The sequence below is a fragment of the Maridesulfovibrio sp. FT414 genome (genome assembly GCF_050916235.1).
Lineage (GTDB): Bacteria > Desulfobacterota > Desulfovibrionia > Desulfovibrionales > Desulfovibrionaceae > Maridesulfovibrio.
Genome location: NZ_CP104854.1, coordinates 787,201 through 802,072 on the forward strand (window position 1 = coordinate 787,201; position 14,872 = coordinate 802,072).

General features: G+C 50.1%; 13 protein-coding genes and 2 tRNA genes. 11 read left to right on the top strand and 4 right to left on the bottom strand.

The window, feature by feature from the left end:
* Window positions 1-107 precede the first annotated feature (107 nt).
* Complete coding sequence (locus N7E73_RS03515; protein ID WP_432737625.1) at window positions 108-2,282, bottom strand: AsmA family protein; 2,175 nt, start codon at window positions 2,280-2,282, stop codon at window positions 108-110.
* A gap of 225 nt (window positions 2,283-2,507) precedes the next feature.
* On the opposite strand from N7E73_RS03515, the gene N7E73_RS03520 reads away from it, so the two are divergent.
* Complete coding sequence (locus N7E73_RS03520) at window positions 2,508-3,296, top strand: hypothetical protein (RefSeq protein WP_432737627.1); 789 nt, start codon at window positions 2,508-2,510, stop codon at window positions 3,294-3,296.
* 68 nt (window positions 3,297-3,364) lie between these two features.
* Here the strand turns inward: N7E73_RS03520 and N7E73_RS03525 are convergent, their stop codons facing one another.
* Window positions 3,365-3,769 (bottom strand): MerR family transcriptional regulator, encoded by a 405-nt coding sequence (locus tag N7E73_RS03525; protein WP_432737629.1) that lies wholly within the window; start codon window positions 3,767-3,769, stop codon window positions 3,365-3,367.
* 242 nt (window positions 3,770-4,011) lie between these two features.
* On the opposite strand from N7E73_RS03525, the gene N7E73_RS03530 reads away from it, so the two are divergent.
* Window positions 4,012-4,086: transfer RNA gene (locus tag N7E73_RS03530), tRNA-Val, on the top strand.
* A 213-nt stretch (window positions 4,087-4,299) separates the two neighbouring features.
* Here the strand turns inward: N7E73_RS03530 and N7E73_RS03535 are convergent.
* A complete protein-coding gene (locus N7E73_RS03535; RefSeq protein ID WP_432737631.1) occupies window positions 4,300-4,677 on the bottom strand; it encodes a hypothetical protein in 378 nt (125 codons plus the stop codon).
* An 84-nt stretch (window positions 4,678-4,761) separates the two neighbouring features.
* Complete coding sequence (locus N7E73_RS03540; RefSeq protein WP_432737632.1) at window positions 4,762-5,709, bottom strand: FkbM family methyltransferase; 948 nt, start codon at window positions 5,707-5,709, stop codon at window positions 4,762-4,764.
* Between the two features lie 152 nt (window positions 5,710-5,861).
* On the opposite strand from N7E73_RS03540, the gene N7E73_RS03545 reads away from it, so the two are divergent.
* From N7E73_RS03545 to N7E73_RS03585, 9 genes are all read left to right on the top strand, one after another.
* Window positions 5,862-7,307 (top strand): DegQ family serine endoprotease, encoded by a 1,446-nt coding sequence (locus N7E73_RS03545; RefSeq protein WP_432737634.1) that lies wholly within the window; start codon window positions 5,862-5,864, stop codon window positions 7,305-7,307.
* A gap of 96 nt (window positions 7,308-7,403) precedes the next feature.
* Window positions 7,404-8,282 carry a 4-(cytidine 5'-diphospho)-2-C-methyl-D-erythritol kinase gene (ispE, locus tag N7E73_RS03550; RefSeq protein WP_432737636.1) on the top strand — a complete coding sequence of 293 codons (879 nt, stop codon included), beginning with the start codon at window positions 7,404-7,406 and terminating at the stop codon, window positions 8,280-8,282.
* A 31-nt stretch (window positions 8,283-8,313) separates the two neighbouring features.
* Window positions 8,314-8,389, top strand: a tRNA-Gln gene (locus tag N7E73_RS03555).
* A 41-nt stretch (window positions 8,390-8,430) separates the two neighbouring features.
* Window positions 8,431-9,372: a ribose-phosphate diphosphokinase gene (locus N7E73_RS03560; protein WP_432737637.1), complete on the top strand. Its 942-nt coding sequence runs from the start codon at window positions 8,431-8,433 to the stop codon at window positions 9,370-9,372.
* Between the two features lie 69 nt (window positions 9,373-9,441).
* Window positions 9,442-10,047: a 50S ribosomal protein L25 gene (locus tag N7E73_RS03565; RefSeq protein WP_432737638.1), complete on the top strand. Its 606-nt coding sequence runs from the start codon at window positions 9,442-9,444 to the stop codon at window positions 10,045-10,047.
* 106 nt (window positions 10,048-10,153) lie between these two features.
* On the top strand, window positions 10,154-10,771 hold the full coding sequence (gene pth / locus N7E73_RS03570) for an aminoacyl-tRNA hydrolase (RefSeq protein WP_432737640.1): 618 nt from the start codon (window positions 10,154-10,156) through the stop codon (window positions 10,769-10,771).
* Between the two features lie 221 nt (window positions 10,772-10,992).
* Window positions 10,993-11,508, top strand: coding sequence for a CarD family transcriptional regulator (locus N7E73_RS03575; protein ID WP_432737641.1), 516 nt, complete (start codon window positions 10,993-10,995; stop codon window positions 11,506-11,508).
* 339 nt (window positions 11,509-11,847) lie between these two features.
* The gene (rho, locus tag N7E73_RS03580; protein ID WP_432737643.1) at window positions 11,848-13,122 is read left to right on the top strand and encodes a transcription termination factor Rho; all 1,275 of its coding nucleotides are present in this window, start codon (window positions 11,848-11,850) and stop codon (window positions 13,120-13,122) included.
* A 213-nt stretch (window positions 13,123-13,335) separates the two neighbouring features.
* Window positions 13,336-14,790, top strand: coding sequence for a M48 family metalloprotease (locus N7E73_RS03585; RefSeq protein WP_432737644.1), 1,455 nt, complete (start codon window positions 13,336-13,338; stop codon window positions 14,788-14,790).
* The last annotated feature ends 82 nt before the right edge of the window (window positions 14,791-14,872 follow it).

The window sequence follows — 14,872 nt, forward strand, 5'->3', positions numbered from 1 at the left end:
TATTAAAATCTATACATGTCATCCTCTGGCAGATCATGGCGGATAAAACACAAAAAGCCGCTCTCCACAAAGGACAGCGGCTTTAGCAACAATATAACTATTTATGATTAAAACAGTTTCTTGATAGTATTACCCAGTTCCTGAACAGGATTCTTATCCTGTGTCTTACCGGATTTCGGCTGTTTCTTTCCGGTTATTGTGTTGCCTATACCTTCCAGCACATCACCGACACCTTCAATAACACTACCCACAAGCTTGAACCCGGACTTGGCGAGAACTGCGGCAAACTTCGGAAGATCGACCATGATGGACGGATCAGCCACGTCACCCTTCACCGTTACCGGAACAGTCAGACCGACCAGATCCTGCATGCTTTTTCCGCCCTGTCCTTCAAGGGTACCGACGATCTTTGCATCAAGGGCATAATCGATAGTCATAGTGTTCAAATCAACTGTCCCGGCCCCTTCAGCGCGCAGGAGAGGGGATTTCATAATCAGGTCGCGGTTTACTGCAACGCCTTTCTTGATTGTTGCAGTGGCCGAGACCTCACCGAACTCAGTCCTCTGGCTGTCACGGTTACCGAATGCCCCGCCGGTCAAAACAGAAAAGGCATCTCCGGCCATATAGAGAATGTCAAAACCTGAGACATAGCCATCAAGGAATTTAAATCCGAGATTACCGTCAAGATTGGCATAGATGGTTTTCATGTCGTTCCCGACGGTCTTCAGACTGGTATTGAAATCACCTTTACCGGAAAAACTGTCCTTTCCGGTCATATCCTGCGCCAGCACAGCCCCATCCAGCCCGCTGAGTGAAGCGGTCATGGACATGGCCGGAACCTTGCCACTGGCATCTACCACCGCAGTAGAGGTAAATGCTCCCTTGGCAACATTCAGCGAAGCAGGTTTAACTGTCAAAACGCCGTCCTTTGAACGAACTTTGACCACAACATCACTGATTTTGGCTTTTGCGGCAACAAGCTGATCAACAGTAAGATCGACCTTGAGAGTCAGCTTACGCAGGAGATCAACCGGGATGAGTTCTTTACTTCCGGATGCACCATCTGTTTTTTCTTCGGCCTTTTCTGCTTTCTTTTCCTGCTTTGCCTCCTCCTTTGGAGGCAGATACCTGTCCACATCAATCTTATCCACTCCAAGCTGGGCAACAATGTCCGGCCTGTCAGGATTGGCAAAGGAGAACAGCCCCTTGATTACGGTTTCGTCAAGGTTCACCAGCAGGTTCTTTATCTCAGCCGAACTCTTTGTCCCGGCGAAAGTCATATTCATGCCGACAGAGGTTAGAGCCTTGCTGTCAGCCGTTTTCATGGGCATGCCCATCTGTTCAAGAGAATTTTTCAGGTTAAAAGCAGGTATGCTCAGGTCTCCGGAAAAGGCTGGAGCCTTTCCGGTAAACCCGGAGGCTTTAAGACTGCTTTCAGCCCTTACTCCGTAAGCTTCAAGCACAAGTCCGGCCACATCCGCAGTATCCTTAAGCATATCCAGCGCGACGTCTGCAGAAACCTTCACCTGTCCCTTTCCGCCTGGAACAGCCTTACCGGAGGCATCGACGACAACATTGAGCCCCATGACGCTGATCTGCTTGAAATCTCCGGAGATAATTCCTTCACCGGCAAGGTCAATATCCGCATTTACTTCAGGCTTGGTCGAGGAGGCGGCCACATGCACTGAAAATTTAAACGGGCTTCCCGGTGCAAATCCGTCCACCTTGATGTCGCAATCATCCACTGCCTGACGAACATTCTCCATGCGGTCATCCCAGACAATTTTGGCATTCTCGATATTAACTCCAGCCACGGAAAGATTTAACTCGGAATGGCCGGTTCCTGAAGAGGACTCCGTCTTCTCCTGCTTCTTTTCCTCTCCGGTCAGGTCAGCCCAGTTGGTCACCCCTTTCTTGTTCCGCATGAGATAAAGCTGGAGATCCGCTACGTCTACGGCCTTAAGTTCAACCTTTCCTGTGAGCAGGGGGAGCAACTTTACACTCACATCTGCCGACTTGAGGCTGAACATATTCTTTCCATCGAATCCAGGAGCATTGGAAAAACTTATTCCCCCGGTACTGACCCCTATCCACGGAAAGACTGAAAGTTCAAGCTTTCCGTCAAAGACAAGCTCTCGCCCGGTTTTTTCCCGAACAAGCTTGGATATATCATCTTTATAATCATTAGGATCAATCAGGATGGTTGCCAGCACCATTGCAGCGACGACAACGACCAGCAGTCCAGCCACAACCGAGATTATGATTTTCGATCCCTTACCCATAAACACTCCGCTTGGTATTGGCCTTTAAGACCGGATAGTTTCACAAATAATCTAACATCAAAAATCTAAATGAATTATCTAAACATCTCCTTAAGTATATATCCTCGACAAATAAAATCAAACTATAATTGGGACAAAGACACTTCCTTGATGAATAATTCCTGCCGGACCACCTTAAAATCATTTGGAGTTGCCAACATCCCCGGAATCAGGCAATAAGGCCTCATGAAAAACAAGTGGCTCTTACTGTTCGCAAGCCTTACGGCATACGCATTATACCTGCTTACCATGATCAAGCTACCGGGATTTTTAGATCAATTGCTAGGTTTCTGGCCTGATCAATTTGGTTACAGGTTTGCCGTAAAGTTCAAAGAAACTACGCTGCTGTACTTCTGTCTGGGCCATATGGCCATATTCGGAGCAGCAATACCTCTCGTCATCGCTAAGAAATTCAATTTAAAACCCCACCGCAAGGTGCCGGGCGCGCTACTATGGCCGAGCATCATCGTCCTTGTCGGCTCATTTCTTTTCTACGCCCACTATCAGGGATTCCTGCCCAACATGCTTAATCCCGACCCCGACCCACCGTATATGACGGAAGCCTTCTTCTACATCTTCTCCTTTTCGCTGGGGCTGTGTGTTTATTCCTGTTTCCTGCTGCCAAGGTCAGTTATGTACCTGCTCGACCAGAATCGCTTTTCGCCGATTCTTGAAGCAATTACAGCGGCCGGGACCATGTTTCTTTCATGGCAGGTTTACATTGTTGAACCACATATTCTTCCGGAAAAGATCTTCTGGACCGGGATGGTCATTGCCGCGGCGGGCGCACTGTCGCGCTCGTTCTACCTGTCCCTGATCGCCTGCTTTGCGGCCCTGTACGGCTCCGCCATGGTCCATCCTGTATTTTACAAAATTCCGTGGGAACCAATTCTTCCGGGATTTATCGCTTCTTTTGCGGCCTTCTGCCTATATCTGAACTCTCGCGACACCCGAGAGTTTCCGCCAATCAAGTAATTCCACAAAAAAGGGAGCCTCAGACTTTTACGGTCAGAGACTCCCTTTTTCATTCAATTCAAAACAGGTCAGGAAAGCAGTTTCCTTATTTCAAGCAACGCGGCATGGATCTCATGAAGCGTAGCCTTCCTGGGTGATTCTTCGGATTCTGCATCATGCTTGAACAGAGGAAGATCTTCAACTCTGGGGGCAGGTAATTCTACGGTGCTGACGGCATCTCCGACCCTGCTTTCAGGCATATCCAATCGTTTGCGTGCGCCTTCAATGGTAAGACCTTCATCATGCAGCAGGGCCTTTATCCTGCTGATCAAAGCAATATGGCCGTCATTGTACAAACGCTGTCCGGATGGAGTGCGAATAGGCTCAAGCTGTTCAAACTCTCCTTCCCAGAAACGCAATACGTACGATTTCAGCCCAACAAGCTTGGCAGCCTGCCCGATTTTATAGATTTTTTCTTCACTCTGCACAGACATAAGAACTTTAGTATCAGAGAGGCAAATCTTAGAAAAGCCCAAAAGATACAAACCTGCCGGCAAAAGGAAATATTCACCGTCGGAAAACGCTATAAACGTCTGCTCTACCGCGATTAGTACCACACCCCGAAGATTATTATGAAAACCAGATAGAATCATGAAACTTTTTCAAAAAAGTTTCTTGACAGACAACACCCTCTCAAGTAGAACCTCTTTCGTCGACAGCGAGTCGGCCCAAAAATAGGCGCGTAGCTCAGGGGTAGAGCACTTGCTTGACATGCAAGGGGTCAGCAGTTCAAAGCTGCTCGTGCCTACCAGTAAAATCAAGGACTTAGGAAGAGATTCTTAAGTCCTTTTTTCGTTATTGAACGCCAACATGTCAGCTTTTTTAATTCTTAAAAATCAGTGAGTGGATAAAGTAAACACTCCCAGGAAAAGCCTACAAAATCAGCCTTTTTTCCTGCAGCAGCATTCAAAATTCTATCCAGAAGCAACTTCTTCGACCAAAACAACTTCCATAATGGCAGGAGCTAAGAGTCTGCCCCTGCATACTCCTTCATCGCTGCAAGCAGTTCCTCGGTCTTTGCCGCCTCTTCCTCAAAGCCCATGTCCTTAAAGCCACGCAAGGCTTCCCGGATAACCCGCACCCCGTCCTCTCGGTTACCGGAAACAAAAAGCAACTGCCCCAACAGCTCTCCGGCAAAGCAATGACCCTGAGCATCCCCCACCTGCTGAAAACGGGAGTATGATTCCATCAAAAGCAGCAGGGCCGCCTCCTGATTGCCTTCGGAAACTTCCTGCTTGGCCAGTTGAAAAAGAGTTTCGGCCCTTCCCTTTGAATCTCCGTTCCTATCCTGTTCTTTAAGCTGGTCATCGTATACTTTTCTTAATACATCGGACTGGGTCATGATCTCTCCTGAAATATATACTTGCAGTACCAATAAGTTATCCGCGCCCGGCATAGCCTGCCGAAACCGGACACGTCAAGCTGATCAGTCTGTCCCGCCCCTGTTCCGCAGATCCCTCTGAATGGCCTTCCAGCCTATTTCAAAACTTGTCAGCTTTCGAATGCTGCGTGCAACGTCTTCATTCTCCGCATTGGCAACAAATGTAGTCTGGTGATAAGGATAAACTGTTTTGAACACGAGCTCCGGATAACGGGAAAAACATTTCTCCAGTTTTATGAAACTTTTTACCCCGTCCACTTTGTGGTAAGAAGCAATTGCAGCCCACGAGCCTTTATTCTCACTTATATAACGAGCCAGATCATCAGCCACAGCCACCTCCGCCCCTTCGATGTCCACTTTGAAAAAATCTATCCCGCCGGGAGCATACTTCGCCGCCAGTTCCCGCAGACCGATGGAAGGAACAACCATTACGCTTCCGCTGGCAATGGAACTCGCCCCGAAATCACGGTGCTGGAACCCGACCTCTCCGCTACGAACGTAAAGAGCCTTTCGAACCAGTTCCGTATTTGAAAAATGGTTCATTTGAATTTCACCGGCCAGATAGTCCGCGCTTTCATTATCCGGTTCTAGAAGGATTACCAGCCCTTTACGAGCGGCAGCACTGAAATACATGCCGGATATACCGTTCCACGGTCCGGCATCGAGGACAACAGCATCTTGCGGAACCGTCCCGGCTAGTGTGTAGCCGCGCAGTTCGCAGATTAGTTCAAAAAAAGGGCATCCACTGGTCAGAAAACGGGCCGTTCCTATTTTGCATTCCCAGGCCTTGTGCTGAAAGCTGTAGCGCACCAGCGGCTCATACTTCCAGACAGGCCTGTAGCCCAGCGCCTGAGTGAAACGGACTGCGTACCAGTCCCCTATCTTTTCAAGATAAAAATCCCGGGCATCAAAGAGTTCCTGAACTTCCCCGAACACGTCAAGGATCTCTCCGGCCACTTGGACCTTAAACTTTTCGATGGCATCTATATCCACTTTTCCTCCAGATACCCCTGCTTAACAAAAAAATGGAAAGTTTTACAACTCCACAGTATTCACGTCGAGCTATTTACTTTTAAAAAAAGAATACTATAATTTCTTGCATTGCCGCCTGCTCCGTTTTCCGGGCGGCAGTTTGAGGAGGTTACATGAAATTGAAACACTACTTAGGCTTACTGACTCTCATCACAGTACTCGTACTCCCGGTCTTCGCACAGGCGGAGGGGCTGCCTTCCTTTGTGGAGCTAGCAAAAAAATGCGGCCCGGCTGTTGTAAACATCAACACCGTGAAAATGGTCGATGTGGGTAATCCCATGGAAGACTTCTTCAGATTTCACGGAGACGGCCTAGACGGAAATCCTTTTGAGGAATTCTTCAAGCAGTTCAACAACAAGGGAAGAGGCAACCAGCCCAAGCAGAAACGCAAGACCGGATCACTTGGATCAGGATTCATCATTTCTGCCGACGGCTACATCGTGACCAACAACCACGTTGTTGCTTCGGCTGATGAAATCAATGTCAAGCTGCAGAATGACGGTCGCGACTATCCGGCCACAATCATCGGCCGCGACAAGGAAACCGACCTTGCCCTGCTGAAAATAGATGCCGGTAAAAAACTGCCTTACCTCGAGTTTGACGACTCCGAGGCTGCACAGGTCGGGGAATGGGTTCTGGCAATCGGCAACCCCTTCGGTCTCGGACACACCGTGACCAAGGGAATAATCAGCGCCAAAGGCCGCATCATCGGAGCCGGTCCGTTTGATAACTTCATTCAGACCGATGCCAGCATCAACCCCGGCAACTCCGGTGGGCCGCTTATCGACCTCAAAGGCAAGGTAATCGGCATAAACACGGCGATTATTGCAAGCGGTCAGGGAATAGGCTTTGCCATACCCAGCAACATGGCTGAAAGCGTCATCAACCAGCTCAAGACCGACCACAAGGTCAGCCGCGGCTGGCTGGGCGTTACCATACAGGATGCTGACGAAAAAACAGCCAAGGCGCTTGGTCTGGAGCAGAAAACCGGAGCACTCGTCAACTCCGTCAACCAGGGCGATCCCGCTGACAAGGGCGGCATAAAGATCGGCGACGTGATTCTCAAGGTCGATGGCCAGCTGATTGATGATACCAACGACCTGCTGCGTACTGTTGCAGCTCTGCCCCCCGGCAAGAAAGTCTCCGTTGAAGTATGGCGTCAGGGAAGCAGCAAAAAGCTCTACGTAACTCTGGGTGACCGCAACGGGAAAACCGCTGTGGCAAAGGCAGAGGAGATCTCGCCCAAGTCTGCAGAAGAAAACCTTGATGAGCTGGGGCTGATCGTTCGCAAGGTTGACCGGGAAGCTGAAGCCAACTCCCTGGAACTGGATAAACCCGAAGGCCTGCTGGTCATTGAAGTAACACAGGGGTCTCCGGCTGAAGAAGCTGCCGTTGCTGTAGGCGACGTAATTCTGGAAGCAAACCAGCACAAGGTCAACTCCATTGCTGAACTCCAGAAAATCATCAATACCGAAGGCAAAAAACGAGGACTGGTCATGCTGCTCCTCAAGCGTCAGGGCAACAACATCTTCCGCACCATAGAGATTAAAAACAAGTAATCCTGACACGTTGTTGACTCTCTCAATAAAAATGGCCCGTCCTGAAAGCCTCAGGACGGGCTTCCTTATTTATAAGCTTTAAGTTAAAGACAGCCCATGAACAAAAAAACGACTACACTGACTGCCCCGGCAAAGGTGAATCTTTACCTTAAGATAGTCTGCAAAAGGGAAGACGGTTACCACGAACTCGACACACTGTTCCTGCCGTTTCCTGCTCTTGCCGACACACTTGAAATAACTGAAACCGGCACAGGCTGTACCATACATTGTCCGGATTTCGATCTGCCTGCCGAGGACAACCTTATATATAAAGCATGGGACCGGTATGCCGATGCAACCGGATTCCGCCCCGGACTGCATGTGGAACTGATCAAGCGCACCCCGACCGGCGCGGGCCTTGGCGGCGGAAGCTCCGATGCAGCAACAATGCTGCGTTTTCTGAATGGACATCCCGGCAGTCCCGGTATGGAACATGGCGCACTCAACGCCCTTGCCGCCAAGCTCGGAGCGGACGTGCCTTTCTTCCTGCTTGACGGTCCGGCCTGGGCCAAAGGAATAGGTGAAATTCTCACCCCCTGCGAGGTTGACCTTTCTGGGCTTACTGGGGTATTGGCCTGTCCGGATGTGCACGTTAACACTGCCTGGGCATACAAGGCATGGAGCAGCAGGGAAAGATCAGATATTCTGAAAAAAATCCCGTCCTTCAGCTTGACAACTTGCACCAACGGTAATATTAAAACGGCCTCTCAAACGAGGGTGACTTTGTTCAATGACTTTGAAGAAGTCGTCCTTCCCGAGTTTCCCGCTATACGGAAAACAAAGGAATATTTATTGAAAAACGGAGCCTGCGGGGCTGTCATGAGCGGAAGCGGTGCCAGTGTAATTTCGTTCTTCAGGAATGATAAAGAAGCTGAAATTGCCGCAGCCGGACTCAGAGCAACCGGAACAGCCTCTGTTCTTCACAGATTTTCATAATTAAAGTATATTTTTCTACATAATCTAGTGCAGGGATGTCGCCAAGTTGGCAAGGCAACGGGTTTTGGTCCCGTCATTCGTGGGTTCGAGTCCTACCATCCCTGCCAAATTCTTTTCCTGTCCCGAGTGGTCAAGGTGGAGACCGACAATGAACGGTGAACTCAAGATTATCAGCGGCTCGTCAAATCTGGCGCTTTCGGAAGCAATCTGCGACCATCTCGGCAGCAAACTCACTCCCTGTCTGCGCGAGAAGTTCAGTGATGGCGAAATCCGCATCGAAATTCAGGACAATGTGCGCGGCTGTGACGTATTCGTAGTCCAGTCTACCTGTGATCCTGTAAACTTTCACTTCATGGAGCTCTGCCTCATGCTGGACGCGCTCAAAAGAGCCAGCGCCCGCCGCGTGACCGCCGTTGTTCCCTACTACGGGTACGCAAGACAGGACCGCAAGGTTTCTCCCCGCGCCCCCATCAGTGCAAAACTCTGTGCCGACTGCCTGACCGTTGCAGGCATGAAGAGACTTGTCACCATCGACCTGCACGCAGGCCAGATTCAGGGCTTCTTCAACCTTCCGGTAGACAATATTTACGCTGCTCCCGTACTTCTCGAAGAACTGCGCACCCGTGAGGAAGACATGGTTATGGTTTCCCCTGATGCAGGTGGAACTGAACGCGCTAGAGCATACGCAAAACGCCTCAACGCCGGACTGGCCATCGTCGACAAACGCCGCGATGCCCCCAACCAGGCCAAGGCCATGCATGTCATCGGCGAAGTAAAGGATAAAACCTGCGTGGTCATGGACGACATGATCGATACCGCAGGCACCATGTGTCAGGCTGCCCGGGTTCTCATGGAACACGGCGCAAAAGATGTAATTGCCTGCGCTACCCACCCGGTTCTTTCCGGGCCTGCAATGGACAGACTGTCTGCAGCACCTTTCTCCGAGGTTATTGTTACAAACACTCTGCCCATTCCCGAAGAGAAAATCGCCAAGTGCAACAAGATCAAGGTTAAATCTGTTGCCGGAATTCTGGCAAAGTGCATCCACAACGTGCACACAGAATCTTCCGTAAGCGTTCTCTTCGTATAAATAAGCCTATTCCCACCCTCTGCCGGTCTATTTCTGAGCGGCAGCAGGTTAAAACATAAGGAGATAACTATGTCTGAGAAAGCAGTTCTCAAAGCGGAACTCCGCACTGAAACCGGCAAGTCCGCTAACCGCAAGATTCGTAACAAGGGTCTGGTTCCCGTTGTTTTCTACTCTCAGGAAGGCGACAACAAGGTTCTGACTGTTAACGAAATCGAATTCGTTAAAATGTACCGTACAACCGGTGCAACCCGTGTTTTCAGCCTCGAAGTTGAAGGCAAAGCCTACGACACCCTGGTCTGGAAAGTTCAGAACGATCCCGTTCGCCCACGTGTTAACCACATCGACTTCCTGGGTGTAACTCCCGGCAAAAACATCAAGGTTGATGTTCCCGTTGTTACCGAAGGCAGAGCTCCCGGTGTAAAGCTCGGCGGCCGCATGGCTGTCTACCGCAACAAACTGTCTGTTTCCTGCACCGCAGAGACCCTGCCCGCAGTTATCTCTGTTGACATCAGCAAGATGAATGTTGGCGACACTCTCTTTGTTAACGAAATCGACCTCGGCGAAGGTGCAAACGTTCAGTTTGACAGCAACTTCGCTCTCGTCCGCTGTGCTGCAGGCCGCGGCTCCGCCAAGGCTGCTGAGGAAGAAGACGGCGGCAAGAAAAAGAAAAAATAGCTTCTCGATACATACGTGTATTCGGGCCCCGGAATTTCCGGGGCCTTTGCTATTTTCAGGACCGGACACAATTTTCAGAATTAAGCTTTTACGGTAGGTTCTCCACATGGAATACAAGGCACTCATCGCCGGTCTCGGCAACCCCGGACCCCAGTATGCCAAAACCAGGCACAACATAGGCTTCATGGCCGTTGATGCCCTGGCTGAAATGGCAGCCTCCCGCAAAAGCATGCGCTACAAGAAAATGGACCTTTCCGGCGACTACGAACTTTTCTCCGTAACCGTGGCCGGAAGCAACGTGCTTGTCACCAAACCGCTGACTTATATGAACCTGAGCGGCAAAGCCGTGGCCGCCATATGCGGCAAATATTCCATCCCGGTCGGAAATGTCTTCGTCATTCACGATGAGCTCGACCTTCCTGCCGGAAAGATGAAATTCAAGAAAGGCGGCGGCAACAACGGACACCGGGGGCTGGAATCAATCCAGCAGACCATGGGCTCACCGGACTTTTTCAGAATACGGGTCGGCATAGGCAGACCGGAATTTTCATCACAGGTGAAAGATTATGTTCTGGAAGAATTCACCACGGAAGAGCTTGATACGGCAGCGCAGATGTCCCAGGCAGCCATAAAGGGCCTGAACCTTTATTTCAGGCGCGGGCAGGGCGATGCAACACAGTTCATGAACTCCTTTGTTCCGGAACCAACTGACAAGCAGTCGTAGACTATTTTCTTCATTTCGGTTAGACTACATTTTCGCAACAATTCCCCCAAATAAAAAGTTCACTAAATCGGGGTTCAAAGGAAATAGAAAGGAATTCGCTGCAACCGCAGGCCAAATGTCCTTTTTGTACTTGATCGCGCCAACATAAAAGCGGAATGGATACAGACAGATGATACTTCCGCCCTGTACAGCATTTCTTTTGCAATTCCAAGGAGCCATGAGTGTTTGAGTTAGAGCAGCTGGTTGTCTACCCCTCACAGGGTGTCGGCAAAGTAGAACGTATTGAGAGTCAGGAAATCGGTGGCGCTACCGCCGAATTTTATATAGTCCGCATTCTGAGCAACAATGTGACGCTCATGGTCCCTGTCATGAACGCCAAGAACGTCGGCCTGCGGGCTGTCTGCGACAAGGAAGCAGGTCTTAAGATATTCGAATGCCTCAAGGACAGATCCGACTTCACCGGTTATACTGGACAGAACTGGAACAGACGCTACCGTGAATACTCTGAAAAGCTGAAAAGCGGCGATCTTCAGGATGTTGCCTACGTGCTGAAAGAACTGTTCCTCATCGGCCGAGACAAAGAGCTTTCCTTTGGCGAACGCAGACTGCTGGAGCAGGCCATGGGACTGGTTTCCATGGAGCTGTCTTTCGCCCTCGGTCTTGAGCAGGAAGAAATCAAGACTGAAATCAATGAACTTTTCAGTGACGTACTTGAGAAGCAGGACGCGGAATCCTGAAAAATACACTCAAACAACTTGTCATAAACGATTCTTTCAGTTAATGCCCTATTAGTTGCAGCCGCAGGAATACGCCCTAATCATTTATCCAGAATATGATGCATGCAAAAGCCTGACTAGCCGACTGCCACAGGGCAATGCGGGAAGAGTTGACGAAAGTTGATTTTTAATATTCGCGCAGAAATTCTGCCCCTCGCTTAGGAAATAAATCCAACACAATACATTCATTAATTTTACGCAGAAGAAACTTGCCGCGTACAGAAAACTCGTGTGCGCTTGGCTGTTCTTTTGCAGTAAAAAATTTAATATTTTATAAACTTTTAACTCCGGTTATACAGTATGGGCCAAGAAAAAAAGACAAACAACCTGAACCTGACTGAACTGAAACTAAAGAACATGTCGGATCTAATGGATCTGGCTGCCAAGTTTAAAGTTGAAAACCCCAACGGAATGCGTAAGCAGGAACTCATCTTCGCCCTGCTCCAAGGTTGCGCGCTGCAAAACGGCCAGATATACGGTGAAGGGGTTCTTGAAGTTCTTCCCGACGGATTCGGCTTCCTGCGTTCCCCAACTTACAGCTACATGCCCGGGCCGGACGATATATACGTCTCCCCCTCCCAGATAAGAAGATTCGGCCTCAGAAAAGGAGACATTATTTCCGGGCAGATCCGGCCTCCCAAAGAAGGAGAGAGATACTTCGCTCTGCTCAGGGTAAACGAGATCGGCCTTGAAGCACCTGAGCATTCAAGAAATCTGGTTCTCTTCGACAACCTGACTCCCATCTACCCGGACAGCCGTTTCAAGATGGAAAACGGTCCCACAAATTTCAGCTCACGAGTCATCGATATTCTTTCCCCCATCGGACGCGGACAGCGCGCACTGCTTGTTGCACCGCCCCGCACAGGGAAAACCATGATGCTCCAGAATATCGCCAACTCCATCAACGCAAATCATCCTGACGTAGACCTGATCGTCCTGCTCATTGACGAGCGTCCCGAAGAAGTCACCGACATGGCACGCACCGTTAAGGCAGAAGTTGTCAGCTCCACTTTTGACGAACCTCCGCAGCGCCATGTGCAGGTTACCGAGATGGTGCTTGAAAAGGCCAAACGTCTGGTTGAACGCAAACGCGACGTTGTCATCCTGCTTGATTCCATCACTCGCCTCGGTCGCGCATACAACGCAGTTACTCCCTCTTCCGGCAGAGTCCTGTCCGGAGGTCTGGATGCCAACGCCATGCAGCGCCCCAAAAGATTCTTCGGTGCGGCACGCAACCTTGAAGAAGGCGGCAGTCTGACCATCATAGCCACCGCACTTATTGATACCGGCTCCCGTATGGACGAAGTTATCTTCGAAGAATTCAAGGGAACCGGCAACATGGACCTCTATCTTGACCGCAAGCTGGCTGAAAAGCGCGTTTTCCCGGCTATCGATATCAACCGTTCCGGTACCCGCAAGGAAGAGATGCTGCTTGATCAGGATGTTCTGAACAAGGTATGGATCCTGCGCAAGCTTCTCGCCCCCATGAACACCATCGAGTCCATGGAATTCCTGCTCGACAAGATGAAGGGCACCAAAGATAATGAAGAGTTTTTCGATATGATGGGCAAATAGTATATTGCCATGTATGAACAGACTCAGGCCTCATGATCCGTCATGAGGCCTTTTTCTTTGCCGTTTCCCGAATCCGGGGTTTACAACCCCCCTGTCAGAACTTAATGTTCCTGATAAGAAGTATGACAGATTTATTTATGTCACCACCTGAATTTTCTACATGCCCATGTTGTCAGCAAGACTATCAATCCAATATAAACAACATATTATATCATGATTTTCAGAAACAGGATCCTGCTGCAGGCTACAACCCTACTACTGCTTTTCGTAATGTCTCTCTGGATTACCCCGCAGGCAACGGCTTCCTCCATATTCGGTGATTTCACTGTAAGAGATGAAATTGAGCTGGGTAAGGAATTCGACAAGATGGTACACCAGCGGATGCCAGTAGTTCTCGACCCGCAGGTTACCGACTACGTAAAAAAACTTGTGGCGCGTGTAGCCAGGGAAATGCCTCCCCAGCCGTTTCCGATTACCGCAGCGGTAATTCAGAACAACTCCATGAACGCTTTCGCAGTTCCTGGTGGATATATTTATGTATACACAGGGCTGATCCTGAACCTTAAACATGAATCCGAGCTCGCTGCTGTAATTGGCCACGAACTTGCGCACGTATCCCTGCGCCATGTGGCCCGTCGCATTGAGCAGATGAAATTAGTCAATATTGCCAGCGCCCTCGGTACTCTTGCCGGTATGCTGATCGGCATGTCCGGCGGAAGCAATGCCGGCAACATCGGGAGCGCACTGGCCATCGGATCAATGGGAGCCGGACAGAGTGCTTATCTGTCTTATACTCAGGCCAACGAACGCGAAGCCGACCACCTAGGCATGAACTACCTAATTGCCTCCGGCTTCAACCCCGAAGGTATGGTAAACAGCTTCAAGGTAATGAAACAGAGACAGTGGTATGTGAGCAACAGCAACATCCCGACCTACCTTTCAACTCACCCGGGTCTTGATGCACGCATTGATTACCTGAATGAAAGGTTCCGCAGAATGCCTCCCGCCTACTTCCAGCGCCGCGACGACGATGCCCAGTTTCATAAGATACAGACTCTTATCAGGGCGCGGATGACTGATCCTGAAGTAGCGCTCGCCCATTACAACAATATCCCCGAGGATCAGCGGACCTGCCTTGACCATCTCGGACAGGGAATAATCCTCTCGCGCATGAAGAAAAATCAGGAAGCGGAAAAAGCCTTTGAACAGGCCCACACCGAATGTCCCGGAGACACCCTGATCCTGCGCGAAGAAGGCCGCTTCTACTTCACCATCGGTAAGATGGACAAGGCCGCACCGCTGCTCAGGGAAGCCTACATGCGCGACCCGCAGGACGCCATGACCCTGTTTTTCATTGCCAGGGTTGATGCTGCGCGCAAGAATTACGCGCAGGCAATCCTGACCATGCGCAGGGTAGCTGAAATGGTCCCCAAAGATCAGGAAATACATTACCATCTTGGGCGCATGCTTGGCGAATCCGGGAATTATTTCGAGGCACACATACAGCTAGCTTATGCATCCCTGTACGGCAACAACCCCAAGCAGGCAGAGTTCCACCTGAAGAAAGCCGAAGGACTTGCCCGCACCCCCGAACAGAAAGAGCTGCTGCGCAAACTGCAGGAAACAATCAATCCCCCGGAAAATGGAGGCAGAGGGCCAAAACAATAAAACAGATCAGCCACCGCCCTCTCCCGTCTTGTCCGGTTCACGCTCCATGATAGAGAGCAGCAGAGGATACAGGGAGCAGTGT

What these genes read in the sequence shown, in the direction of transcription:
- N7E73_RS03535 (WP_432737631.1), bottom strand. Translation starts at nt 4,677, where the DNA reads ATGACCCAGTCCGATGTATTAAGAAAAGTATACGATGACCAGCTTAAA.
- rho (WP_432737643.1), top strand. Translation starts at nt 11,848, where the DNA reads ATGGGCCAAGAAAAAAAGACAAACAACCTGAACCTGACTGAACTGAAA.
- N7E73_RS03520 (WP_432737627.1), top strand. Translation starts at nt 2,508, where the DNA reads ATGAAAAACAAGTGGCTCTTACTGTTCGCAAGCCTTACGGCATACGCA.
- N7E73_RS03515 (WP_432737625.1), bottom strand. Translation starts at nt 2,282, where the DNA reads ATGGGTAAGGGATCGAAAATCATAATCTCGGTTGTGGCTGGACTGCTG.
- ispE (WP_432737636.1), top strand. Translation starts at nt 7,404, where the DNA reads ATGAACAAAAAAACGACTACACTGACTGCCCCGGCAAAGGTGAATCTT.
- N7E73_RS03525 (WP_432737629.1), bottom strand. Translation starts at nt 3,769, where the DNA reads ATGTCTGTGCAGAGTGAAGAAAAAATCTATAAAATCGGGCAGGCTGCC.
- pth (WP_432737640.1), top strand. Translation starts at nt 10,154, where the DNA reads ATGGAATACAAGGCACTCATCGCCGGTCTCGGCAACCCCGGACCCCAG.
- N7E73_RS03560 (WP_432737637.1), top strand. Translation starts at nt 8,431, where the DNA reads ATGAACGGTGAACTCAAGATTATCAGCGGCTCGTCAAATCTGGCGCTT.
- N7E73_RS03585 (WP_432737644.1), top strand. Translation starts at nt 13,336, where the DNA reads ATGATTTTCAGAAACAGGATCCTGCTGCAGGCTACAACCCTACTACTG.
- N7E73_RS03545 (WP_432737634.1), top strand. Translation starts at nt 5,862, where the DNA reads ATGAAATTGAAACACTACTTAGGCTTACTGACTCTCATCACAGTACTC.
- N7E73_RS03565 (WP_432737638.1), top strand. Translation starts at nt 9,442, where the DNA reads ATGTCTGAGAAAGCAGTTCTCAAAGCGGAACTCCGCACTGAAACCGGC.